Origin of the sequence: Marinobacter lacisalsi (genome assembly GCF_042651045.1) — a bacterium.
GTDB lineage: Bacteria > Pseudomonadota > Gammaproteobacteria > Pseudomonadales > Oleiphilaceae > Marinobacter > Marinobacter lacisalsi.
The window spans coordinates 1-23395 of the sequence record NZ_JBHSDI010000056.1; the positions used below are offsets into that span (position 1 = coordinate 1).

Genomic DNA, 23395 nt, shown 5'->3' on the forward strand with positions numbered 1-23395 from the left:
AAACAGAGCAGCGCCGATGGTAGTGTGGCATTGCCCATGCGAGAGTAGGTCATCGTCAGGCTCCTAATACCAAAACCCCGACAGCTAGCGCTGCCGGGGTTTTTTTATGGGATATAGCGAGACAAATACCTCCACTCACCTGTGCAAACCTGCAACATGGGTAACAGTAGTATCAGTCGCCCTCAAACCACCGCTATCCACGGAATGGTCCAGAGCCCGAAACCGATCATTGCAGCGCCGGCGATCTGCCGGAACCATCGATTGGTACGCAGTGTCTGTATCCAGGTGGCGGCCAGGCCAGTGCCTAACATTGACGGCAGGGTGCCGAGGCCGAAGAAGAACATGGTGCCTGCGGCAGCGGGGAGTGTCGGCTGAAGTGCGGCCCAACCGAGGGTGCTATAGACCAGGCCGCAGGGCAGCCAGCCCCAGAGCGAGCCAAGAAAGAGCGCCTGCAGCGGATTACGGACCGGGAGAAGTTTTCCGGTAAGAGGCTGCAGCCGGCGCCAGACAGGCCCGCCGATGCGCTCTATGTGACGTATGCCATACCACCACTGGGCCATGGAAAGCCCCATGAGGATCAGCAGGAGGCCTGCCAGCGTCCGCAACCAGGGTCCAAGGCCACTCAGGGCACCAGTGGCGCTGATACTCAGCCAGGCGATAATCGTCGCGATGAGCACATAAGAGGCGATGCGGCCGCCGTTGAAAGCCAGCAACATGGTTAGCTGACGTCGCCGGAACCCGCGGCCAACAGGGAGGTTCATGGACAGGGACGCACTGATCCCGCCACACATTCCCAGACAGTGAGTGCTGCCCAGGAGGCCGATCACAAAAGCGGCGGGGTAGCTCAGAGCCAGTTCGTTCAAGGTCAGGCCTTCGGGTCGTTCTGGTCGGTGCCGTCAGTTCCCTTGTCATCGCCCGTGGTGTTGGTTGTCTTCCGCTTTTTTTGCTGGGGCTGGAGGGCATCGTCGGGAATCATATCGCTGTCATCATCGTAGAGGATTCGATGAGCAGGACCTTCAAGGTCATCATACTGGCCGCTTTTTACGGCCCAGTTGAAGACCAGTATGCCAACGGTAACCAGCAACAATGTCACTGGAATCAGTATCAGAAGAATATTCACTGGCTATTCACCTTTATCCGCCCGTGGGTGAGGCTTCATGTTGGCCCTGGAACCTGGCTTCGGAGGAGTGCGCCTTTGCTCCCTTGGTGCCGTCATGGCTCAGCCTCAGTGCGTTCAGGACCACAACCAGCGAACTCGCCGACATGCCGATAGCCGCCAGCCAGGGCGGTACCAGGCCGGCTGCTGCCAGTGGCAGGGCCAGCAGGTTGTAGCCCAGGGCCCACATCATGTTCTGCCGGATGATACGTCGGGTAGCCCGGCTGGCGTCAATGGCCTTTACCAGAAGTGACAGGTTGCCACTGAGCAGGATGGCATCGGCCCGAAGCTGGGTCAGGTCGGTGGCGGAGCCCATGGCGACGGAAACCGCCGCACCCGCCATGGAGGGCAGGTCGTTAAGGCCGTCACCGACCATCATGATCTTGCGGTTGTCTGCCGCCATCGCCTGCAAGTGGGCAAGTTTGTCTTCCGGCGATGCGCCGCCTACGGCCTTGTCGATGCCCAGTTCCCGGGCGACGCGATCAACATGACCGGAGCGGTCGCCACTGAGCATCACGGTTTCTATATTCCGGGACTGTAGTGTGCGGATCGCATCCCCGGCCTCGGCACGTATCCGGTCATCAATCAGGAAGCAGGCTTCAACACGACCATCAACGGCCAGCCAGAGATCAATGCCGTGGCTCTCCTGCAGTTCGGGAGGACGAATACCGGTCTGGTCGGCAATGAAGTCGCGATGCCCGATGGCCACCGGCTGCCCCTGCCAGACGCCGCTCAATCCCTCGCCGAGATGGTTCCGGACATTGGTGACCGTCTCCGAGGCCCTGTCGGCAAAAACCTGGCTGATGGGGTGTTCGGAGTGGTGTTCCAGTCCGGCGGCCACCGCCAACGCCTGTTGTTCTGTCAGGTTTCCGTATGGTTGTGTTTCCAGCAGGTGTAATCTGCCCTCGGTCAGCGTACCGGTCTTGTCGAAGACAACGGTGTCAATTTCCCCCAGGGTTTCCAGGGTGTGTCCCCGGGTAGGGAGAAAGCCGAGTTTTCTCAGTGTCAGGGTGGCGCTGGTCAGTGCCGTGGGGGTGGCCAGGGACAAGGCACAGGGGCAGGTAACGACCAGCACGGACAGGGTGATGTCGAAGGCATTGTCGGCCCCCGCCAGCCACCAGCCCACCCAGACGAGAGGGGCAATGATCAATACCCGGCTGACGAAGACGCCGGCAATTCGGTCAGCCATAAGCGCCACCCGCGGCTTCTCTGACTGGACCCGGTCAAGAATGCGCAGAATGCCCGACAGTCGGGTGCGGTTGCCCGTTCTTGAGACTTCCACTTCCAGTGGGCTTTCGCCGTTGATGCTGCCGGCAAAAATCTCATCCCCCGGTTCGTGAGATTCTGGCAGGTATTCGCCGGTCAGGGCGGCTTCATTGAGTGTGGAGCGTCCCTGAACGATCGTGCCGTCCACGGCAAGTGTTTCGCCGGGTTTGACGCGAATCCTGTCACCGGCCTTCAACTGGTGGGCGGGTATCACGCGGGTTTCCTGACCCTGAATGAGAGTGGCTATACGGGGCTGGTAATTGCCCAGGGCCTTGCCGGTGAGTCCGGCACGGTAACGCGCCCTGGTCTCTATATAGCGGCCCAGGGAGAGGAAGAAGGTAAACATGCACACCGATTCGAAGTACACCTCTTCACCCCCGAAAAGGGTCACCCAGGCGCTCGCGACATAGGCCAGGCCGATGGCGGTCGCCACGGGTACGTCCATGGTGAAGTGGCGGGCCCTGAGGTCACGGATGGCATTGGTGAAGAACGGGCGGGCACTGTATGCGACCACCGGTGTTGCCACCAACAGGCTGAACCATCGGAACAGTTCGATGAATTCCGGTGTCACTTCGCTGATCATTTCAAAATAAAGTGGAACGGCGAGCATCATGCTCTGCATGGTGCCGATGCCGGCCACAAGCAGGCGAACAATGGCGGAGCGGTTTTCCGCCTTTAACGTCATTTCGGCTTCATCAGCTTGGTAGGGCGAGGCGGTGTATCCCAGCTCGTGGATCGCGATCAGCAGATCACTGAGTCGATTCTTGTCCGGAGACCAGACAAGTCTGGCCCGCTGGGTGGTGTGGTTAATGGCAAAGCTTTCCACCCCCGGGTAGCGGGCGAGATGGTTCTCCAGAAGCCAGATACAGGCCGCGCAGGTAATGCCGCCAATCAGCAACTGTGCCTCCATGCCGCCTTTGACCGGGCTTGCGAAGCTTTCCTGGGCGACCGGGTGATCCAGTTCCCGCAGACGCTCAAGATCCGAGCCAGACAATGTGCGTGGCGTTACTGCTGCCGCCGTACGAAACTCATAGAACCCATCAAGCCCTTCCTGATGGATGGTTTCGAAAACGGCCTTGCAGCCATGACAGCAGAAGGCCCGGTCCGGCTTCGACGGATCGGGCACAATGCCGTTATCGGCAGGGACAGGCTCACTGCAGTGAAAGCAGGGGAGTGTGTCAGCCACGGTCCGTGTCATCAGGGCGCAATACTATCCCGGACTCGGCAGGAAAGTGGCCTTCACCCTTGATACGCCAGTCGCTGGACGGGCCGCTCAGGTCAAGATACCACCGTCCGTCGAGCTTGCCAGTGACCTGTGCGCGGTAGACGCCGGGGCTGACGGAACTGAGCTGAATGATCCGGTCCTGGTCGCCAATGGTTGGATGAAACAGCTGCAGTATCAGATAGTCCGGGACGTCCAGCGTATCGGACTGGCTCTTGAGGGTCACTTCCAGTTGCCGGTCAGATTGGCGGATGTCGGCCTCAAGACCCAGATCCGATGCCAGGCTATCCCGCGCCAGTGACTGATTAATCCCCAATCCTTCCTTGGAATAGTCGTCTACCACCATCGACGACTGAGTATTCACGGCAATGGTGATGGCAATAATACAGTAGGTGATGGACATGCCCGGAAACAGCACCAGGAACCAGAACCAGGGCTGTCGGTACCAGGGCCGGGAGGCTTCGTCATCATGGGTCATTACAGTGTCAGACATGGTGTACTCATTTTCAGAAAGGTCAGCGGGCCCACAAGGGTGGGCCCGGCGTCAGTGTCAGCGAGGTCTTGGACCGATAAACTGGCTATCGGTTTCATCGGCGACATCGAGGTCATCCACTGCCTCGATCCGGAAGCTGATGCCCGTGTTAATGTCCTTCAGATCTTCAGGATCAACTTCCACCACCACAGGAACGGCCTTGTTATCGCCTGCAACCACGGAAACCGGTTCACCACCCCGAAGCAGTCGGGCTGACTCGATGCCCTCAACCTGGATAGTGAACTCTCGGGCTTCTTCCGACATGTTCTGGATCTTCAGGGTATAGGTATTTTCTACCCAGCCATTGCCGTTGTAGCTGAACATGGCACCCCGGTCGCGGATCACGTCCAGCTCCACGGGGACGCGGGTGGCAATGGTAAATGCTACCGCTCCGATCATGAGCATCAGCAATGCCCCGTAGCCGAAGGTGCGTGGGCGCAGCAGCTTCGAGGGCCTGCCCTCAAGCTCGTTCTCTGTGGTGTAGCGTATCAGCCCGCGGGGGTACTCCATCTTGTCCATGACGCTGTCACAGGCGTCAATGCAGAGGGCGCAGCCGATACATTCGTACTGCAGGCCGTCGCGGATGTCGATACCGGTCGGGCACACCTGCACACACAGGCCGCAGTCGATACAGTCACCGAGCCCGAGGTCTTCCCGGTTGGCGGATTTCTTGCGGCTACCGCGGGGTTCGCCGCGGTTGGGGTCGTAGGACACTACCCGGGTGTTGCGGTCGAACATGACGGACTGGAAACGGGCGTACGGACACATGTACAGGCAGACCTGCTCCCGCATCCAGCCCGCATTCAGGTAGGTCGCCACAGTGAAGAACCCCACCCAGAAATAGGCCCAGCCGTTGGCATTCAGGGTGGCCAGGTCTGCCAGCAGCTCACGAATCGGGTAGAAATACCCTACGAACGTGACACCGGTGGCCAGGGCGATCAGCAGCCAGACGGCGTGCTTGGCCGATTTACGGGCGACTTTCTCGGGAGAGTTGGGCTGCTTGTCGAGCTTCATGCGCTTGTTGCGGCTGCCTTCAATGCGCTCTTCAACCCACATGAAGATGAAGGTCCAGACGGTTTGCGGGCAGGTATAACCACACCAGACCCGGCCAAACAGTGTCGTGATGAAGAACAGGCCAAAGGCGCAGATAATCAGCATGGCGGCGAGCAGGAAGAAGTCCTGGGGAAAGAACGTCATCCCGTAGAGGTGAAACTCCCTGGCCGGCAAGTCGAAGTGAATCAGCGGATCACCGTCTACGGTAATCCAGACAAAAAGGAAATACATGCCCATTAGCGCAGTCAGGCTGACATTGCGGATACGCTGGAAGAGGCCTTTGATTTCCCGCACATAGATCTTTTTGCGGCTGGCGTAAAGCTCGACGGTTTCCGGCTTTTTCTTCTTGTTGTCGGAGGGGCCGTCAGTGTTCGGGTCAATCTGGTGGACCGGAATCTGACTGCTCATCATTACCTCCTGATGGTAACAGGTCCAACGATCCGTCGAAGGGACAGAAGGCTTGGCCTGGAGATCTTTTCAAGCCTGGGTCCGCAGGAGCAGGCCCAGGGTTGAAAAGACCGGGCGCCGCGGGCAGCGGCGCCGGCTTACTCAGTCGTCGGACAGGCTGTACACGTAACCCGCCAGGATATGGATCTGATCCTCGCTGAGGCGATCACCCTGGGCCGGCATCTCGTTCTGGCGGCCATAGAGCACCGCTTCCTCGATCCAGTCGTAAGTGCTGCCATACAGCCACGCATCGTCGGTCAGGTTGGGTGCACCCAGTGCCTGGTTACCAGTGCCATCGGCGCCGTGGCAGGCGACGCAGGCCTGGGCGAACACATCAGCGCCCGCCTCGGCTGCCTGCTCATCCTTCTCACGACCGCTGAAACTGAGAACATAGTTTACCACCTGGTCAACCTGTTCGGCGCTCATGTTAGGCATGGTGCCCTTGGCGGGCATGTTACCCTGGCGGCCATTGTGCAGGGTTTCCAGGATGGTGTCCGGGTCACCACCGTAGAGCCAGGCATCGTCAGTCAGGTTCGGGAAGCCAACGGATCCGCGAGCCGCAGAGCCGTGACACACAGCGCAGTTATTGGCAAACAGGCGCTGCCCCATCTCCATGGCATCCTGGTTGCGGGCCAGTTCAGGGATCGGCGTGTTACCGTATTGGGCGTAGATTTCGCTGTAGCGGGCTTCTGCCTGCTGTACTTCCTCTTCCCACTGCTTCTCCTGAGTCCAGTCCAGCAGACCTTTCCAGTTGCCCAGGCCCGGGTACAGGGCCAGGTAAACCAGACCGAAGACACAGGTGGCAATGAACAGGTAGAACCACCACTTGGGCAGTGGGTTGTCATACTCCTCGATGCCATCGAAGGAGTGGCCCATGGTTTTTTCGGTTTCGGTATCGCTTGTCTGGCTCTTGCGGGTGGCCCAGAGTAGCCACCAGCAACCAAAAATGGTACCGAGCACGATCACACTGATCCAGATGCTCCAGAAGGTACTCATCGTTTCTTCTCCGTCTTGTCCTGTTTCAAAGTGCGCTCGGCGATGTCGTCGTCATCAAAGGGCAGGTGCGCCGCCTCATCATTCTTCTTTTTCCGGTGAGAGCTATAGGCCCACCAGACGATGCCAAGAAAGGCGATCATTACCAGAATGGTCTGGATGCCCCTGAAATCATTGATATCCATCGAAATCACCGTTTGTCAGAGATCACGGTACCCAATTGCTGCAGGTAAGCGACCAGAGCATCGATCTCGAACTGACCGCGAACTTCCTCCGCAGCCCCTTCGATCTGTTCATCGGTATAGGGCACGCCCAGCGTCTGCAGGGTTTTCATCTTCTGTGCGGTTTTGGTGTGGTCGACCTGATCCTCGAACAGCCACGGGAATGCCGGCATATTGGATTCCGGCACGACGCTGCGCGGGTCATACAGGTGCATACGCTGCCAGGAGTCCGAGTAACGTCCACCGACGCGGGCCAGGTCCGGACCAGTACGCTTGGAGCCCCACAGGAACGGACGCTCGTATACGAACTCCCCGGCAACCGAGTAGTGGCCATAACGTTCGGTCTCGGCACGGAAAGGCCGGATCATCTGGGTATGGCAGACGTGGCAGCCTTCCCGGATGTAGATATCACGGCCTTCCAGTTCCAGCGGGTCCAGCGGCTCAAGGCCGGCCACGGGCTCGTTGGTCTCGTCCAGAAAGAACAGGGGAACGATTTCAGCCAGGAACCCACCGCTGATCACCAGCAGGATCAGTACGGACATCAGGCCAAGGTTCTTTTCTACAATTTCGTGTTTCATCTTACGTATTACTCCTGATCAGGCCGGCTGAACCGCAGCGTTGTCGGCGGCAACCGCGTCCTTCTGACGGACGGTCATCCATACGTTCCAGGCCATGACAAGCATGCCAGCGAGGAAGATGACACCGCCGATGAAGCGCACCAGATAACCGGGCCAGGACGCTTCAAGCGCCTGCACGAAGCTGTAGGTCAGGGTGCCGTCATCGTTAACCGCACGCCACATCAGGCCCTGCATGATGCCGTTGACCCACATGGCCACGATGTAGAGCACGGTACCCACGGTGGCGAGCCAGAAGTGCACGTTGATGAGGCCGATGCTGTACATGGACTTGATGCCCCAGAGTTTGGGGATCAGGTGATAGACCGCACCGATACTGATCATGGCAACCCAGCCCAGGGCACCGGAATGCACATGGCCAATCGTCCAGTCAGTGTTGTGGGAAAGGGCGTTAACGGTCTTGATGGACATCATCGGACCTTCAAAGGTGGACATGCCGTAGAACGACAGGGAAACCACCAGGAACCGAAGGATCGGGTCGGTACGCAGCTTGTGCCAGGCACCGGAGAGGGTCATCATGCCGTTGATCATGCCGCCCCAGGACGGTGCCAGCAGGATCAGTGACATCACCATGCCCGCGGTCTGGGCCCAGTCCGGCAGGGCGGAGTAGTGCAGGTGGTGGCCACCGGCCCATACATACGTGGCGATCAGCGCCCAGAAGTGAACAATGGACAGGCGGTAGGAGTAAACCGGCCGGTTGGCCTGCTTGGGAACGAAATAGTACATCATGCCCAGGAAGCCGGCGGTCAGGAAGAAGCCCACGGCGTTATGTCCGTACCACCACTGCATCATCGCATCGGTGACGCCCGCATAGGCCGAATAGGACTTGAACATGGAGGCCGGCAGCGCCAGGCTGTTACCGATATGCAGCACGGCAATGGTCAGGATGAAGGCACCATAGAACCAGTTGGCCACGTAGATGTGGGGTGCGCTTCGCTTCATTATGGTGGCAAAGAACACAATGGCGTAGACAACCCAGACCACAGCAATGGCGATGTCAATCGGCCACTCCAGCTCGGCGTATTCCTTCGACGAAGTAAGGCCAAGGGGCAGGGTAATGGCCGCCGATACGATGATCGCCTGCCAGCCCCAGAAGGTGAAGGCTGCCAGCCCGGGAGAGAACAGGCGCGCCTGGCACGTACGTTGAACAACGTAATAAGACGTTGCAAACAGGGCACTACCACCAAAGCCGAAGATTACGGCGTTGGTGTGCAAGGGTCGCAGGCGACCAAAGTGGGTCCAGGGCAGGTCGAGGTTCAATTGCGGCCACACCAGCTGCGCTGCAATCAGCACACCCAGCGCCATGCCCACAATACCCCATACCACCGTCATGATGGCGAATTGCCTCACCACCTTGTAGTTGTATGTCAGGTTTGCATTCACTGTGCTCATAGCCTTACCAATGGATTCAAGGGTGGGGAAAGAAATCGGCGCAAGTATGGAGAAACGATAATCTGTTTGCAATGACTCAGGTCAACTCCACCAGACTCCGTAATGCCGCTTAAATCAGTGTGATGGCGAATCTGTTCAATGCCGGAGTAATGTACAATCCGCGGGATTTTCGATATTCATCAATAGTTCACGACATAAATCCGCGGTGGGTGAATTGTGCCATGGAGACAACCCCACTTTGAGCCCTGTAGGCTGCCCATAGTGGCGGTGTCGCAGTGGTGCGACTTTCTGTCGCGCCGCATCCTCGGTGGCTGACGGGCAACGGAACGGGTGCCGATTCGTCGGGACTACGGGTAACCCCTTAGACAGAAGCGTAGTTTCTTTAGTGGAGCCTGCAAGATGACAGAGATGCTTTTCGACGATGCAGCCACTGCCCCGGGGCAGTCGCCGCTCCTGCTTCTGACCCACGGCGCCGGCGCGGGTTACGACACTCCCTTTATGGAGCGGCTCGCCGGGGTGCTCGTGTCTCACGGTGTCAGTGTGGCGCGTTTCGAGTTTCCCTACATGCAAAAGCGTCGGGCAGACGGTCGCAAGCGACCGCCGGATCGCCAATCGGTGCTGTTGGACCATTTCGCCACAATGGTGCGTCGATGTCGTGACAGGATTGGAGAGGAACGCCCCCTGGTGGTGGCCGGAAAGTCCATGGGCGGGCGCATGGCGTCGTTGCTGGCGGCTTCTCCTGAGGTGGCAGGCATTCAGGGTGTCGCCTGTTTCGGGTATCCTTTCCACCCTCCGGGCAAGCCCGATCGTTGGCGGACAGGGCATTTTGCGGATGTACGGGTACCGATGGAGATCTTTCAGGGTACGCGGGATCCGTTTGGCAAACCGGCGGAGCTGGCTGATCAGCCACCCTTGCCTTCCCGGGTTCGGGTTCATTGGCTGGAGGGCGGCAACCACGATCTCCGTCCGATGAAAAAGCAGGGGCTGGACCCGGATGCCCTGATTGACCAGTCTGCCCGGTTGGCGGCCAGTTTTCTGTACTCCCTGAGCCCGGAGTCCGTGCTTCTCTGACTTTACAGGACCCCTTTATGGATTCTTCCCTCAATCGATTGCTGTTGTTCTGCCGCCCGGGGTTTGAGGCGGAAGCCGGACGGGAGCTCACCGATGCCGCGGCCACCCTGGGAGCCTGGGGCTATTTCGAACCGGCTGAAGGTATGGGATGGTTGCAGTTTACCCTTGTCGGCGGGCTGGATGCGCCAGCGCTTCTCTCGGGGTTGCCGCTGGACTCAATGGTGTTCGTGCGAGACTGGCTGATCGTGGTGGCGGACATTACCCTGCCGGCAACCGACCGGGTCGGTGCGGTGATTGATGGGATGCGGGCCGGCGAACCATCAGCCCTGCATGGTTGTGACCGGGTGGATGTCCGTGTGCCCGAGAACAACAGCGATGCCGATCTGAGCCGTTTCGCCCGCAAGTGGGTAGCGCCACTGTCCAGGGCGTTGCGTGGAGCGGGCCTGATGGGCGATGGCGGTCGTGGCGATAATGCCGATCGCCTGGAGCTGTTGTTGGTGGACTTCACCCGGGCCATCGCCGGTGTCAGTCCTGTCAATAACCGGGCCCGCTGGGGCATGGGCATTCCCCGCCTGAAGCTGCCGGCGACCGCCCCCAGCCGTTCAGCGTTGAAACTGGAGGAAGCCTGGAAGGTCATGCTGCCACAGGGCAGGGAACTGGACTACCTGGGTGGCGGCAAGACCGCTGTCGATCTCGGCGCCGCGCCGGGAGGCTGGACCTGGCAGCTGGTCGATCAGGGCATGACGGTAACAGCGGTGGATAACGGCCCCATGGACGAGCAACTGATGGCGACTGGGATGGTCAGCCATGTGCAGGCGGATGGCTACCTGTGGCGCCCAAAACGGGCGGTGGACTGGATGGTCTGCGATATCGTGGACAAACCCCGGCGGACGGCTGCCATGGTCAGCGACTGGTTCAACGCCCAGCTGTGTCGCTACAGTGTATTCAACCTCAAGCTGCCCATGAAGCAGCGCTACGAGGAATGGCTGATCTGCCGTGATCTGCTGGCAGACCGCCTGGCTGACGCACCCTTCGCGGTCAAACTACGGGCACGGCAGCTCTACCATGACCGGGAGGAGATCACCTGTTTCCTGGAGCGCCTGGACTGAAGCGCGCCTGGTTCAGCATTGCTCCAGAACGGTAATTTTTTCGTCCTGGTCCATCATCGGTTTGACTTCGCTCAGCAGTCGGCGCCGCTCCTCGGAATGGAACCACCGGTCCCAGTCAGCCTCGGATCGCCAGTTTGACAGGGTCAGACGGTGATTCCGGTCTTTGGCGTCCACCAGGGTTTCGCCTGAAACGAACCCGGCAGCGGCCACGGCGCTTTGCAGAATATTCCGCGAGCGCTCCTCATAGGCAGATTCCAGGGATTCGGCGATATGACGTTCAATAATGACGCGAATCATGAGCACCTCAATGCTATACCATTCTACGGACAATCCAGCAGCCTGTCGGGCTTGAGGCTGACCTGTTGCGCCGGTGGGAAAGCGCCTCAAATTTCCCGGATTTTTCGTTACATAGAACCATTATGTGCCTCAAAATCCGAAACATTTGCGCCCACTTTTTCACCTTGCGCGCAACGAGCACTTAAGTCCGACAGGCTGCTGGTCTAAAATGAACCATCTAAACAGTAATTTAGCACCTGGGCCGGGAATTTCCATAAGGTTGTCGAGGGCGCCTGAAGGGTGTTCTCATGAACGCAATCACTCTGGCAGGGGGCATGGTCCGGGAGGTAACAATGACCGAAACACCCAATCAGGATGCTGAACTGGATGCCCGGGGGCTGATGTGCCCTGAACCGGTGATGATGTTGCACAACCGGATAGCTGATGTGCCGGTGGGAGGCGTGCTCCGGGTCGTCGCGACGGACCCGTCCACGACACGGGATATTCCCCGCTTCTGTCAGTTCCTGAACCATGAACTGATGCGGCAGGAAGAGAGGGGTGAAGAGTACCTGTTCTGGATACGTCGGGGGGCTTAAAGCACGGCGCCGGCCCGGTTCAGATGATTCACGAACTGGTCCAGATCCATTTCTCCGAGCACCCTCAGGTCCTCGGCTTCCTGCCCTTTGCCGTCGTAGAACAGAATCGCCGGAGGTCCGAACAGGCCAAGATCTTCCAGCAGTGACTGCTGTGCCGGTGTGTTATCAGTCAGGTCAATCTGTAACAGGGTATAGGGTTCCATGGCGGTGATCGCCGTGGGCTGGCTGAACACTTCCCGTTCCATGATCTTGCACGAAATACACCAGTCGGCGTAGAAATCCAGGATGACCGGTTCACCCCGGTTGCTGGCTTCGGCCAGCCGCGCCCGGAGATCATCCGGATCTGCCATCCGCTCAAAACCGGCGTGTGCCGTAACCGCCGTGGTGCTGCCGCTACTGCCAGTGGATGCCATGAAGGGGGCTAAAGGCCTCATGGGGTCCGTTGCCCCCGACAGGGCGCCGGCAAGCAACGCCAGGCCCCAGGCAAACAGCACCAGGCCGGCACCTTTCCAGGTTCGCTGCCAGCCAGCCCTGGCGTGGTCAAAGGCGCCCAGCTGCACCCCGGTGATGGCCGCCAGTACGCCCCACAGCGTCAGCGCAAGCCAGCCCGGCACCAGACGCTCCAGCAGCCAGATGGCCACCGCAATCAGCATGACCCCGTAGAAAGCCTTGACCACATTCATCCACGAGCCGGTCTTCGGCAGCAGATGACGGCCGCCAACCGCCACCAGGATAAGCGGAATGCCCATGCCCAGGCCCAGGGAGAACAACGCAATACCGCCAACTGCGGCGTCCTGGGTAGTACTGATATAAAGCAGGCTGCCGGCCAGCGGCGCCGACACACAGGGAGACACCACCAGTGCCGACAGCGCGCCTATACCGAACACGCTTGCCAGGCGCCCGCCGCTCAGGTTCTGGCTGGCCTCGTTGAGGCGGTTCTGGATAGCGTGGGGCAGGCGCAGGTCAAAGACGTTGAACATGGCCAGCGCAAAAATCACGAATAGAGCCGCGAAGGTACCCAGTACCCATGGCGACTGCAGGTGGGCCTGGAGATTGAAACTGGCGCCGAGGAGCCCCGTAATGACCCCTGCCGCAGCATAGGTCAGCGCCATTCCCAGTACGTAACTGAAGGCCAGTGCCAGTGCCTGGGCAGTGCTGCGGGTATTGTGGCTGGATACCAGTGTGGAAATGATCGGTACCATCGGCAGCACGCAGGGCGTGAAGGTCAGGCCCAGGCCCAGGGCCAGAAACACCAGGGCGATAATCACCAGAGGCTGTTCCGACAGGAAACCGGCAAGCCCGGTGGCGCTATCGAGGTCGCTGACTGTGCTGGATGCTTGCGAGTTCGCGGCACCGCTGTCCGTATCTGGCGCGGAGGGCGAAGCCGCCTGGGTGCCATTGCTGGCGTAGTATAGAACCTCCCGCGTCTGTGGCGGATAGCACAGGCCAGCCTTGGCGCAGCCCTGGTAGGTGACTTCCAGCGTCGCTTCCCGGGTGCCCTCCGGCAGTGTCAGGTCAACGCGGGCCTCTACTGGTTCGTAGAAAACGTTGACGGTTCCGAAGTAGGGGTCTTCGGTCTCCACCCCGGGTTCGGAAAACACCGGTTCCGAAATGCGAACGTCATCGGAGACCGGGGCGATGGTAATACGTTCACGGTACAGGTAGTGCTCCGGCGCCGTATCCCACCGTAACAGGACCCCGGTGTCCGTGGTGGTGGAACTGAAGGGCAGTGCCTCGTCCACCGGCAGGAAGTCCTGGCCTCCCAGGCTGTTGCTGCCCGGAGCAGCCAATGGGGTACCGATGGGTGCCAGAGCAATCAGGGTCAGCAGGAGCAGTCGTATATATACAGGAACAACAGTATTCAGTGGCATGGGGCTCGATTTCTTTCGGTTACCAGGGAAGCAGGTCATTGAGTGGAACACGAGACTGGGGCAAGTGCGGAAAGTTCCCGGCTTTTGTGGGGATATGTCCATTCATCGTTAAGATCCTGCTGGAATTCCTGCCAGTAAAGCCGCACAATAACGGACCCATGAATCACCGTCCAGAAGACCTTGTCACACTGTTCAACACATTGTTCCGGAAATCCCGGGGAACGGAACTGGTTCGCGGTGACGACGAGCCGGAGTACCTTCCCGCAGGGGTTGCCGGCGTCCATGCGCAGGTCATTTTCGCCCACGGCTATTTCGCCAGTGCCCTTCATGAGATCAGTCACTGGTGCATTGCCGGTGAGCAGCGGCGCCAATTGCCAGACTATGGTTACTGGTACTGCCCGGATGGGCGGACGCCAGAGCAGCAACAGGCTTTTGAACGGGTTGAAATCAAGCCCCAGGCGCTCGAATGGCTGTTCTCGGTAGCCTGTGGCAGTCGTTTCCACATCAGTGTGGATAACCTGGACGGCGGTGGCGCGATTGACGAGGCCGGTTTCCGGCGCAAGGTTTACCAACAGGCCTGCAAATACCTGGACGAGGGTTTGCCGGTCCGGGCCGGGCAGTTCCTGGATGCCCTGAGAGAATTCTATGGCACCGGCCCCGAGCACTTTCGCCAGTGGCGCGAACAACATGCCTGCCTGGCCGGACAGCAACCCGGGGCAGCACACTCTTTGACAACAGTAAGTGAAGCCTATGACGCAATCTCCTGAATCCGGTACGACAAACGACAATGCAGCCGAGGCACCAGTGCATAATGAGGGGCAGCAAAGCGGCATGCGTTTTGCCGAGCTTGGTCTCGACAAGCGGGTACTGGATGCCATTGCCGACATCGGGTTTGAATACTGCACGCCGATCCAGGCGGAAACGCTGCCGTACACCCTGGCGTGCCATGACCTGATCGGGCAGGCCCAGACCGGCACCGGCAAGACGGCAGCCTTCCTGATCACCGCCATTCAGGCGATGCTGGAAACGCCGGTGGATGACAAGGACCGGTTCGCATCGGAGCCCCGCGTGCTGGCACTGGCACCCACCCGCGAGCTGGCCATGCAGATTGCCAAGGACGCAGAGGAACTGTGCGCACGCACCGGACATCGCGTGGTGTCCGTCGTGGGCGGCATGAACTATGACAAACAGCGGGAAGTGTTGCAGAACGAGATCGTGGACATCCTCGTGGCCACCCCGGGGCGTCTGATTGATTTCCTCGGCTCCCAGGATGTCTACCTGGACCAGGTCGACCTGCTGATCCTGGATGAGGCGGACCGTATGCTGGATATGGGTTTCATTCCCGACGTCAAGCGTATCATCCGCCGCTGCCCCGCCAATGACGATCGCCAGACCCTGCTGTTCAGCGCCACCTTCAATCAGGACGTGCTGAACCTGGCGTCCATGTGGACCCACGGTGCCGAGTTCATCGAGATTGAACCGCAGCAGAAGACTGCCGAGCGTGTGAAACAGACGGTGTACCTGGTTTCCGAAGATCAGAAGCTACCGGTTCTGGTGAATTCACTGAAGCAGCAAGGTGTCGACAAGGCCATTGTCTTCGCCAACCGCCGCGACCAGTGCCGTGATCTGGAAGAGGATCTGAAAAACCAGGACGTGAAAGTTGCCCTGATGTCCGGCGAGATTCCCCAGAACAAACGGTTGCGTACCCTGGACCAGTTCAAGAACGGCGAGATCCAGGTACTGGTGGCCACAGATGTCGCTGGCCGTGGCATTCACGTGGACGGTGTTACCCATGTGTTCAACTACAACCTGCCGGATAATGCCGAAGATTACGTGCACCGCATTGGCCGAACCGGTCGGGCGGGGGAGCACGGGATCTCCATCAGCTTCGCCAGCGAAGACGATGCCTTCGCGCTGCCGTCCATCGAAACGTACATCAGCCAGAAGCTGACCACCTCGGTGCCGGAAGAGGAGCTACTCCAGCCCCTCGAGAAACCACCGATCCAGCGTCGTCGTGGCGCCCGTCGTTCCAGCGGTGGCCCGCGCAGTGGTGGCAACCGTGGACGCTCAGGGCAGGGCGGTCGCGGACGGTCACGGCCTTCCGGCAACCGCTGATCTCTGTCGGAGATGGCTTCGCTGCGGATCGTCGCGGATGAGAATATTCCCTTGCTGGAAGCCTTCTGCGGGGATGTCGGTGCGCTGACCCGGGTGAATGGCCGGAGCCTCATCCGCGATCAGTTACGGGACGCGGATGTACTGCTGGTGCGCTCCGTGACCCGGGTCGATGCCGCGCTGCTGGCTGGCACCAACGTCAGGTTTGTCGGTACTGCCACCATCGGTACCGACCATGTGGACACCCAGTGGCTGGCCCGTCAGGGCATCACCTTTTCCTCAGCGCCCGGATGCAATGCCAGCAGTGTCGTGCAATATGTTCTGTCGGTGCTCTCCGTGTACCTGGTTCGCCAGCAACGCCCGGGTTTTGATGGCCTGAGCGTTGGCGTTATTGGCGCGGGAAACGTGGGTGGTGCCCTGGTTCAGCGCCTTCTGGCTCTTGGGGTTAACGTCAGGGTCAGTGATCCCCCCCGCCAGCAGCAGGGCGCCGATCTTCCGTTCGCCTCCCTGGATGATGTACTGCAGTGCGATGTGGTGTCGCTGCATACACCGCTGACCACCGCAGGTCCCCATGCCACTGCGCACCTGCTGGATGCCGCTCTGCTGTCCCGGCTCGGGGCTGGCCAGCTACTGATCAACAGCGGGCGTGGCCCGGTTATCGACAACCGGGCGCTGCTGGAACGTATGCGGGAGCCTGAAGCACCCCTGGTAGCACTGGATGTGTGGGAAAACGAACCGGAACCTTTGCCGGAACTGGTGGACAGCTGCTGGCTCGCCACGCCTCACATCGCAGGCTGCAGCCTGGAGGGAAAATGTCGCGGCACCGAAATGATCGCCCGGGCCCTGCACCAGTGGGCCGGTGCGGATATGCCAGCCCGCCTGGCATCGGTCCTGCCGCCGCCGCTGCTATCGGAGCTTCACTTCACTGACCAGGTGGAGCCTATGGATGCCCTGCACCGGGCACTGATGGCCTGCTACGATCCCCGCGACGACGATAGCCGGCTACGGGGAGCACTTGCCCGGGCTGACGCCGCTGGTAACCCCAGGGGGGCGGCCTTTGATGAACAGCGAAAACGGTACCCGGTACGCCGTGAGCCGTCGAGCCTGGCCGTTAGGGTGCCGCCGGGCAGCGACACCGCTAAGGGGCTGTCGAAATGTGGCTTTGAGGTCATTGAGGCGTCCAAAGCCTAAGCCCTGGACGCTCCACGGTTGCTCTGTCCTTTACCCTGCCTGGCTGGCCTGTTTCAGGGCCGCAATACGATCCTCAAGGGGCGGGTGGGTCATGAACAAGGCCGCCAGGCCCTGGCGGGAGCCCCGGTTGATGCCGAAGGCCTGGAGGCTGTCAGGCATCTGGTCGGGCATTTCGCTTTCCTGTTTGAGCCGCGCCAGTGCGCTGATCATGGCCCCTGTTCCCGCCAGCTGGGCACCAGCGATATCCGCCCGGAATTCCCGCCGTCTGGAAAACCAGAACACAATGGTGCTGGCCAGGATGCCGAGCACAATTTCCGCCACAATGGTTACCACAAAGAAGCCCAGGCCGTGGCCACTCTCGTTGCGGAAGACCACCCGGTCCACCAGCGAGCCGATCACCCGTGCCGCGAAAATCACGAAGGTGTTCACCACCCCCTGAATCAGGGCCAGGGTGACCATATCACCGTTCGCCACGTGGCCGATCTCATGGCCCAGCACCGCGCGGATTTCGTCCTTGTTGAAGCGTTGCAGCAGGCCTTCGCTGACCGCCACCAGCGCATCATTTTTGTTCCAGCCAGTGGCAAAGGCATTGGACTGGCTGGCCGGGAATATGGCCACCTCTGGCATGCCAATGCCGGCGTTCCTGGCGAGCTCTGCCACTGTGTCCACCAGCCAGCGTTCCGCCGGGGTTCTGGGTGACTCGATGACCCGGGCGCCAGTGGCCCTTTTGGCCATGAATTTGGATATCAGCAGGGAAATGAACGAGCCGGCAAAGCCGAACACGGCGGCGAAAACCAACAGGGAACTGTAGTTGATCCCGTTCTGTTGCAGATAGCCGTCAACGCCGAGCAGGCTCAGGGTGACACTGGCCACCACAATGACCGCCAGGTTGGTGGCAAGGAACAGCAGTATTCTCATTCTCTCTCACTCCGGAAGGACAGTCTCTGTTGCCCGATATCGGTCCATATCCGGCCATTTCAATGGCCGGCGACCTTTAAATGTATTGTCGGGTGAGAAAGACATCAGGCCGGGGTGTCAGTTCCCCGTGGGTGCGAAGAAAGCCGCCTGCATGGCCCGGTTGAGGGTGGGAGAATGACCGCCACGGATGGACTGGCGAAGCACGTGCACCCAGGTGGACCGGTCCTGGCGAACCGAGCGTGGCAGCGAATCGTCATCCGGGGCCGGCACGCCGGGCTCCGGAAGGTCGAGTGCAGCCACCAGGTCGTAGGGAGCCGGAGTGCTTAGCCGGATAAAGGCATCGCGGGTCAGCACGGCCTGGTCCAGGGCCTCCTGGCGAATGGTGTCCACATAGCGCAGCAGGCCTTCCTCCTCCAGCCACAGCAGGGCGCCAAAACAGGCCATATGCCGGGGGCTGTGCAGCCCGAACTCATCGGGCTCATCCGGTCCGGCAATGTCCTCGACAAACAGGTTGATGCGCCTGGGGAACACGCTGTAAAGCTGCACCAGGGCGATGGCGGAATCCCGGTAGAATTCTTCGATGTGGATATCAGCCAAGCTTTGACCTCCTGCTGTTGCCGCTGGTCACCCGTCGTCCATTGACCTACTGGCCCCAGGTGGAAAGGAAGCGTTCCAGTCGACCGATGGCGTCTTCCAGGGCGTCCACCCGGGGCAGGAACACCACCCGGAAGTGCTGGCGGTCGTCAATATTGAAGCCGGAGCCCTGCACGAGCAGGATACGTTCCTGTTGCAGCAGGTCCATCACGAACTGTTCGTCATCCTCGATGGGGTAAACCTCCGGGTCCAGTTTGGGAAACAGGTACAGGGCCCCCTTGGGTTTTACGCAGCTGACGCCGGGGATGTCATTGAGCAGTCGCCAGGCGGTTTCCCGCTGTTCGTATAGCCGCCCGCCGGGCGCTACCAGGTCGTCAATGGACTGGTAGCCGCCGAGGGCAGTCTGAATGGCCAGCTGGGCCGGCACATTGGCACACAGCCGCATGGACGCCAGCATGTCGATACCCTCGATCAGGTCGCCAGCCTTGTGCTTGGCGCCGCTGATGATCAGCCAGCCGGAGCGATAGCCGGCGGCCCGGTAGTTCTTGGACAGACCGTTGAACGTGAAGAACAGGACGTCATCGGCAAGCGATGCGGTGGGTACGTGCTCAACGCCGTCATACAGGATCTTGTCGTAGATCTCGTCGGACAGGATGATGAGGTTGTGCTGCCGGGCCAGCTCGATCACATCCTCCAGCAACTCCTTCGGGTAGACGGCACCGGTGGGGTTGTTGGGATTGATCAGTACAATGGCCTTGGTGCGATTGGTGATCTTGCGGCGGATATCGTCCAGGTCCGGGAACCAGTCCTGTTGTTCGTCACAGCGGTAGTGCACGGCCTTGCCGCTGGACAGGGTTACCGCAGCCGTCCAGAGCGGGTAGTCCGGGGCAGGCACGAGTACTTCATCGCCGGTATTCAGCAAGGCCTGCATGGACATGACGATCAGTTCGCTGACGCCATTGCCCAGGTAGATGTCGTCGATATCCACCTTGTCGATACCCCGTTCCTGGCAGTAGTGCATGACGGCCTTGCGGGCGGAGAACAACCCCTTGGATTCCACGTAGCCCTGGGCCAGGTGGAGGTTGTAGATCACGTCCTGCTGGATTTCCTCCGGCACGTCCAGCTCAAAGGCGGCGGGGTTACCAATGTTGAGCTTGAGTATACGGTGACCTTCTTCTTCGAGACGACGCGCTTCACGCAGAACCGGGCCACGGATTTCGTAACAGACGTTGTCCAGTTTTGCGGATTTTCTGTAGTTCTGCATAGAAGGCGTTTTCCCGATGGTTGTGCGTGCGTGCCGTAACAGGCGGCAGTCTGGCAGCTTGTCGGACTTAAGGCTGATCTGCTGCGCCGGCGGGAAAACGGCTCCAATGTTCCGGATCTTTCGTTACATAGAACCACTATGCGCCTCAAAATCCGAAAAATTTGCGCTCGCTTTCCCGTCTTGCTCGTGACGATCGCTTAAGTCCGACAGGCTGCGCTAGAAACAGGTCCACCATTCTAGCGGAGCCGGGACCGTAAAAAACAGTCCGAACAGGGCGCAATTGTGATGAAAAATGGCAACGGGCGCCGCATGTTGGAGGATATTTCTCAAACTGGCGTCCAGATGAAGAATTGTGCACAATATAATTGTTAAAAATACAGGAGCACTGCAGACATGACCACAGCCCCCATTTACGATATCGAAGTCACAGACATCAAGGGCCAGAGCCGGGCCATGGCGGATTACGCCGGCAAGGTTCTGCTCATCGTGAATACCGCCTCGAAGTGTGGCTTTACGCCCCAGTTTGAAGGCTTGCAGGCACTGTACGATGAACTGGGGGAGCGGGGGCTGGAGGTGCTGGGTTTTCCGTGTAACCAGTTCATGAACCAGGACCCGGGCGAAAACGGCCAGATCAGTGAATTCTGTTCACTGAACTACGGCGTCAGTTTTCCCATGTTTTCCAAGCTGCAGGTGAACGGAGCGGATGCCCACCCGCTTTACCGGCTGCTGAAAGAGGAAGCTCCGGGTATGATGGGGTCCAAAAAAGTGAAGTGGAACTTTACCAAGTTCCTGGTAAACCGGGATGGTCAGGTAGTCCGGCGTTATCCGCCGACCGCGAAACCCGAAGCCATCCGTGATGATATTGTGGAGCTCCTGTAAGTGAATGATCAGCAAGCCCGGCCCGGTGAGGAAGACATTGACAACCTGCTGGCCCTGGACAATCAGCTCTGTTTTGCCCTCTACGCGGTCAACCGTGCTATTACCGGGCGTTACCGGCCGCTGCTGGCGGAACTGGATCTGACCTATCCGCAGTACCTGGTCATGCTGGTGATGTGGGAAGCGGACCGCAAGGGCGATAGCCCCAGGGTCTCGTCCATCGGCGAACGCCTGCGCCTGGATTCGGGAACCCTGACACCGTTGCTGCGCCGCCTGGAGCAGCGTGGCCTGCTGACCCGCCAACGTTCCAGTGAAGATGAGCGCGTGGTGACGGTGGCGCTGACCGGGGAAGGGCGGTCAATGCGTGACCGGGCATCCGATGTGCCCCTGCGTCTGCTGTGCGACCTGGGGGTGGGGCCGGATCAGGCGGTGCAGCTGCGGGAAGACCTCAGGGAACTGCTCAGCCGTCTTGAGGAGGCCCGCTAGTGTCCTGCGTGACCGCCCAGCGCTGGATCATCTGGTCCAGCACGTCGCGGTTATAGGGTTTGGTGATGTAGTCGTCCATGCCGGCGGCCAGGCACTCCTCACGGTCGCCAGCCATGACATTGGCGGTGACGGCAATCACCGGCAGTTTCTTCCACTCCGGGTTCTGGCGAATCCGCCGGGTTGCCTCGTAACCATCCATCACCGGCATCTGGCAGTCCATCAGCACCAGGTCATAGGGTTTCAGTGACAGTGCCGCCAGCGCCCGCTCCCCGTTCTCGGCGTGGTCTACTTCATGCCCGAGTTTATGCAGCAGGCCGGAAGCCACGATCTGGTTGACCCGGTTATCTTCCACCAGGAGTATCCGGCACTGGCGTCTGCTGACACCTGCCTCGGTACTTGGCGGGTTTGCCGGTTCGTCCTTTTCCGTACTGTTATCCGCCGGTAACGGCAGGGTAACGGTGAACCAGGTGCCTTCTCCCTCCCGGGAATCCACCCGGATCTGACCGTGCATGCGTTCAACCAGTTGCTGACACAGGGCCAGGCCCAGGCCGGTGCCGCCGTAACGGCGGGTGGTATCGGTGGCCGCCTGGGAGAACGGCGAGAAAATCCGGTTAAGCTCCTGCCGTGACATACCGATACCCGTGTCCCTGATTTCCAGGCGGACGCCCTCCGGTGTGTGGGCCAGGTGGATCGAGATCTTCCCCTCGTCGGTGAACTTGATGGCGTTGGAGAGCAGGTTGTTGGCCACCTGCCGCAGACGGGTTGGATCGCCCAGGTATCGGGGTGCCAGACCGGTCTCAAGTTGGGTGACAAACTCCAGCCCCTTTCGACGTGCCTGTTCGCCGTGGATAGTGGCGCACTCGGTGATCAGGGTGCGCAAGTCGAAGGAAATGACCTCCAGATCCAGCTTCCCGGCCTCCACCTTGGAGATATCGAGAATGTCGTTGAGCAGGCTCAGCAGGCTCTGGCCAGCCCGGTGGGCAATCTCCAACTGATGACGTTGCGACGGCTCAAGGTTGCTTTCCAGGGCGAGCTCCAGCATGCCCAGAACACCGTTGAGCGGTGTCCGTATCTCGTGGCTCATGCTGGCGAGGAAGCGGGCGCGAGTCTGGGCACGGCGGACGGCGTCTTCCTTGGCGCGGATCAGGGCCCGGTTACCCCGTTGCAGGGCTTCGTTCTTTTCGGAGATTTCCCGGGTGCGATCTTCCACTTCCCGCTCCAGCTTGCCGGAGTAGTCCTTCATCTGGCTTTCGACTTCCCGCAGCTGGCTCAGGGAGGAGTCGACGGTCTGCAGGTGGCGGTTGATGATCGCCACCATGCTGCCAATCTCGTCGTGCTCGTGGGACGAAGGCACCGGCAGGCGGGCTTTTTCCGGGGCGTTGCGGACATCCTGCAGGCTGCTGATCACCCGCATCATGGGTTTGGTCAGCACAAAATAGAACACCACCAGCAGCATGGCGGACAGTACCAGGCTCTTGAGGATGCCACTGATCAGGAGGAAGGTGGCGCGAGACAGGAAAAGGTTGCCATAGTGGTTGGTGGAAATGGTAATGACCAGCTCGCCCAGTTCGACCTCTTCGAGGTCTGGCACTTCCAGTTCCGTGGTGTAGCGACGGGTTTCGCCGAACAGCAGATCACTGATCCAGCGATAACTGCCATCACCACTGCCACGACTGGCCGCGGACAAGGTGCGGTTCTTGGCATCCTGAATACGGGCGTCGATGACCGCCGGATGGCGCAGCATGCCGTCCAGCAGTTCGCCGGCCAGACGGGTATCGATATTATAGGCAATCTGGGAGGCGGGGCTGTGGCTGATGTCCATCAGCGCTTCGATATCCTGATTCATGTAGGCACGGGTGCTGTGGTATTCCACTGTCACCTGAATCAGGTTAAGAACAAGCCCCACGGCCATGGCCAGCAACACGGTGTTGCGGGTGAGGCGGTACGAAAGGCGGTTCTTGAAAAGGTGCGTCACTATAGTTTCCCGTCCGGGTAATTCGTTAGCCTACTGAGTCCCTGAAAGCCATGAGGGCTGAGTTGCCCCCTGATATGGAGCCACCACAATGGCGGAGCTGGCATCCTGCCAGTGTCTCCACCGGCAAGCGGTGGGTCAA

23 protein-coding genes are annotated in these 23395 nt (G+C 59.9%); 8 read left to right on the top strand and 15 right to left on the bottom strand.

The window, feature by feature from the left end; genetic code table 11:
• Positions 1–182 precede the first annotated feature (182 nt).
• The 9 genes from ACFOZ5_RS15220 to ccoN form a co-directional block, all read right to left on the bottom strand.
• Entirely contained in the window at positions 183–863 is a 681-nt protein-coding gene (locus tag ACFOZ5_RS15220) for a sulfite exporter TauE/SafE family protein (protein ID WP_379888821.1), read from the bottom strand.
• 2 nt (positions 864–865) lie between these two features.
• Entirely contained in the window at positions 866–1120 is a 255-nt protein-coding gene (ccoS, locus tag ACFOZ5_RS15225; protein ID WP_379888823.1) for a cbb3-type cytochrome oxidase assembly protein CcoS, read from the bottom strand.
• A 13-nt stretch (positions 1121–1133) separates the two neighbouring features.
• Positions 1134–3608, bottom strand: coding sequence for a heavy metal translocating P-type ATPase (locus tag ACFOZ5_RS15230; RefSeq protein ID WP_379888825.1), 2475 nt, complete (start codon positions 3606–3608; stop codon positions 1134–1136).
• The gene (locus ACFOZ5_RS15235) at positions 3601–4137 is read right to left on the bottom strand and encodes a FixH family protein (protein WP_379888827.1); all 537 of its coding nucleotides are present in this window, start codon (positions 4135–4137) and stop codon (positions 3601–3603) included. Before ACFOZ5_RS15235 ends, ACFOZ5_RS15230 begins: the two co-directional genes overlap by 8 nt.
• A 57-nt stretch (positions 4138–4194) precedes the next feature.
• Positions 4195–5637, bottom strand: coding sequence for a cytochrome c oxidase accessory protein CcoG (ccoG, locus tag ACFOZ5_RS15240; RefSeq protein WP_379888829.1), 1443 nt, complete (start codon positions 5635–5637; stop codon positions 4195–4197).
• A 141-nt stretch (positions 5638–5778) separates the two neighbouring features.
• Positions 5779–6672, bottom strand: a complete 894-nt coding sequence (gene ccoP / locus ACFOZ5_RS15245) for a cytochrome-c oxidase, cbb3-type subunit III (protein ID WP_379888831.1) — start codon at positions 6670–6672, stop codon at positions 5779–5781.
• Positions 6669–6854, bottom strand: coding sequence for a cbb3-type cytochrome oxidase subunit 3 (locus tag ACFOZ5_RS15250; RefSeq protein WP_379888833.1), 186 nt, complete (start codon positions 6852–6854; stop codon positions 6669–6671). Before ACFOZ5_RS15250 ends, ccoP begins: the two co-directional genes overlap by 4 nt.
• Positions 6855–6859: 5 nt before the next feature.
• A complete protein-coding gene (gene ccoO / locus ACFOZ5_RS15255; protein ID WP_379888835.1) occupies positions 6860–7468 on the bottom strand; it encodes a cytochrome-c oxidase, cbb3-type subunit II in 609 nt (202 codons plus the stop codon).
• An 18-nt stretch (positions 7469–7486) separates the two neighbouring features.
• Positions 7487–8917: a cytochrome-c oxidase, cbb3-type subunit I gene (gene ccoN, locus ACFOZ5_RS15260; RefSeq protein ID WP_379888837.1), complete on the bottom strand. Its 1431-nt coding sequence runs from the start codon at positions 8915–8917 to the stop codon at positions 7487–7489.
• 399 nt (positions 8918–9316) lie between these two features.
• Between ccoN and ACFOZ5_RS15265 the strand changes: the two genes are divergently transcribed.
• Together ACFOZ5_RS15265 and rlmM are read left to right on the top strand one after the other, a co-directional pair.
• A complete protein-coding gene (locus tag ACFOZ5_RS15265; RefSeq protein WP_379888839.1) occupies positions 9317–9988 on the top strand; it encodes an alpha/beta fold hydrolase in 672 nt (223 codons plus the stop codon).
• Positions 9989–10005: 17 nt separating this feature from the next.
• A complete protein-coding gene (gene rlmM / locus ACFOZ5_RS15270) occupies positions 10006–11097 on the top strand; it encodes a 23S rRNA (cytidine(2498)-2'-O)-methyltransferase RlmM (RefSeq protein ID WP_379888841.1) in 1092 nt (363 codons plus the stop codon).
• 12 nt (positions 11098–11109) lie between these two features.
• Here the strand turns inward: rlmM and ACFOZ5_RS15275 are convergent, their stop codons facing one another.
• Positions 11110–11394 carry an antibiotic biosynthesis monooxygenase family protein gene (locus tag ACFOZ5_RS15275; RefSeq protein WP_379888843.1) on the bottom strand — a complete coding sequence of 95 codons (285 nt, stop codon included), beginning with the start codon at positions 11392–11394 and terminating at the stop codon, positions 11110–11112.
• 332 nt (positions 11395–11726) lie between these two features.
• On the opposite strand from ACFOZ5_RS15275, the gene tusA reads away from it, so the two are divergent.
• Complete coding sequence (gene tusA, locus ACFOZ5_RS15280; protein WP_379888935.1) at positions 11727–11969, top strand: sulfurtransferase TusA; 243 nt, start codon at positions 11727–11729, stop codon at positions 11967–11969.
• Here tusA and dsbD read toward each other — a convergent pair.
• Positions 11966–13840 carry a protein-disulfide reductase DsbD gene (dsbD, locus tag ACFOZ5_RS15285; RefSeq protein WP_379888845.1) on the bottom strand — a complete coding sequence of 625 codons (1875 nt, stop codon included), beginning with the start codon at positions 13838–13840 and terminating at the stop codon, positions 11966–11968. The genes tusA and dsbD overlap by 4 nt on opposite strands.
• Positions 13841–13998: 158 nt before the next feature.
• Here dsbD and ACFOZ5_RS15290 point away from each other — a divergent pair, with 158 nt between their 5' ends.
• The 3 genes from ACFOZ5_RS15290 (at position 13999) to ACFOZ5_RS15300 (ending at position 17143) form a co-directional block, all read left to right on the top strand.
• On the top strand, positions 13999–14607 hold the full coding sequence (locus ACFOZ5_RS15290) for an elongation factor P hydroxylase (RefSeq protein ID WP_379888847.1): 609 nt from the start codon (positions 13999–14001) through the stop codon (positions 14605–14607).
• A gap of 64 nt (positions 14608–14671) precedes the next feature.
• Positions 14672–15955: a DEAD/DEAH box helicase gene (locus ACFOZ5_RS15295; protein WP_379888937.1), complete on the top strand. Its 1284-nt coding sequence runs from the start codon at positions 14672–14674 to the stop codon at positions 15953–15955.
• Between the two features lie 21 nt (positions 15956–15976).
• Positions 15977–17143, top strand: coding sequence for a 4-phosphoerythronate dehydrogenase (locus tag ACFOZ5_RS15300; protein WP_379888939.1), 1167 nt, complete (start codon positions 15977–15979; stop codon positions 17141–17143).
• 30 nt (positions 17144–17173) lie between these two features.
• Here ACFOZ5_RS15300 and htpX read toward each other — a convergent pair whose 3' ends face one another.
• The 3 genes from htpX to ACFOZ5_RS15315 form a co-directional block, all read right to left on the bottom strand.
• Positions 17174–18061 carry a protease HtpX gene (gene htpX, locus ACFOZ5_RS15305; protein ID WP_379888849.1) on the bottom strand — a complete coding sequence of 296 codons (888 nt, stop codon included), beginning with the start codon at positions 18059–18061 and terminating at the stop codon, positions 17174–17176.
• Positions 18062–18178: 117 nt separating this feature from the next.
• Positions 18179–18658, bottom strand: a complete 480-nt coding sequence (locus tag ACFOZ5_RS15310) for a hypothetical protein (RefSeq protein WP_379888851.1) — start codon at positions 18656–18658, stop codon at positions 18179–18181.
• A gap of 46 nt (positions 18659–18704) precedes the next feature.
• Complete coding sequence (locus ACFOZ5_RS15315; RefSeq protein WP_379888853.1) at positions 18705–19919, bottom strand: pyridoxal phosphate-dependent aminotransferase; 1215 nt, start codon at positions 19917–19919, stop codon at positions 18705–18707.
• Between the two features lie 393 nt (positions 19920–20312).
• On the opposite strand from ACFOZ5_RS15315, the gene ACFOZ5_RS15320 reads away from it, so the two are divergent.
• Positions 20313–20798 (top strand): glutathione peroxidase, encoded by a 486-nt coding sequence (locus ACFOZ5_RS15320; RefSeq protein ID WP_379888855.1) that lies wholly within the window; start codon positions 20313–20315, stop codon positions 20796–20798.
• Positions 20799–21281, top strand: coding sequence for a MarR family winged helix-turn-helix transcriptional regulator (locus ACFOZ5_RS15325; protein ID WP_379888857.1), 483 nt, complete (start codon positions 20799–20801; stop codon positions 21279–21281).
• On the opposite strand, the gene ACFOZ5_RS15330 is transcribed toward ACFOZ5_RS15325, so the two are convergent.
• Positions 21256–23256, bottom strand: coding sequence for an ATP-binding protein (locus ACFOZ5_RS15330; protein WP_379888859.1), 2001 nt, complete (start codon positions 23254–23256; stop codon positions 21256–21258). The two genes, ACFOZ5_RS15325 and ACFOZ5_RS15330, sit on opposite strands and share 26 nt — an antisense overlap.
• Positions 23257–23395 lie beyond the last annotated feature (139 nt).

Coding starts and splice junctions, on each gene's coding strand:
- ACFOZ5_RS15235 (WP_379888827.1), bottom strand. CDS start 4,137: ATGTCTGACACTGTAATGACCCATGATGACGAAGCCTCCCGGCCCTGG.
- ccoG (WP_379888829.1), bottom strand. CDS start 5,637: ATGAGCAGTCAGATTCCGGTCCACCAGATTGACCCGAACACTGACGGC.
- ccoP (WP_379888831.1), bottom strand. CDS start 6,672: ATGAGTACCTTCTGGAGCATCTGGATCAGTGTGATCGTGCTCGGTACC.
- ACFOZ5_RS15250 (WP_379888833.1), bottom strand. CDS start 6,854: ATGGATATCAATGATTTCAGGGGCATCCAGACCATTCTGGTAATGATC.
- ccoO (WP_379888835.1), bottom strand. CDS start 7,468: ATGAAACACGAAATTGTAGAAAAGAACCTTGGCCTGATGTCCGTACTG.
- ccoN (WP_379888837.1), bottom strand. CDS start 8,917: ATGAGCACAGTGAATGCAAACCTGACATACAACTACAAGGTGGTGAGG.
- ACFOZ5_RS15265 (WP_379888839.1), top strand. CDS start 9,317: ATGACAGAGATGCTTTTCGACGATGCAGCCACTGCCCCGGGGCAGTCG.
- rlmM (WP_379888841.1), top strand. CDS start 10,006: ATGGATTCTTCCCTCAATCGATTGCTGTTGTTCTGCCGCCCGGGGTTT.
- ACFOZ5_RS15275 (WP_379888843.1), bottom strand. CDS start 11,394: ATGATTCGCGTCATTATTGAACGTCATATCGCCGAATCCCTGGAATCT.
- tusA (WP_379888935.1), top strand. CDS start 11,727: ATGACCGAAACACCCAATCAGGATGCTGAACTGGATGCCCGGGGGCTG.
- dsbD (WP_379888845.1), bottom strand. CDS start 13,840: ATGCCACTGAATACTGTTGTTCCTGTATATATACGACTGCTCCTGCTG.
- ACFOZ5_RS15290 (WP_379888847.1), top strand. CDS start 13,999: ATGAATCACCGTCCAGAAGACCTTGTCACACTGTTCAACACATTGTTC.
- ACFOZ5_RS15295 (WP_379888937.1), top strand. CDS start 14,672: ATGCGTTTTGCCGAGCTTGGTCTCGACAAGCGGGTACTGGATGCCATT.
- htpX (WP_379888849.1), bottom strand. CDS start 18,061: ATGAGAATACTGCTGTTCCTTGCCACCAACCTGGCGGTCATTGTGGTG.
- ACFOZ5_RS15315 (WP_379888853.1), bottom strand. CDS start 19,919: ATGCAGAACTACAGAAAATCCGCAAAACTGGACAACGTCTGTTACGAA.
- ACFOZ5_RS15320 (WP_379888855.1), top strand. CDS start 20,313: ATGACCACAGCCCCCATTTACGATATCGAAGTCACAGACATCAAGGGC.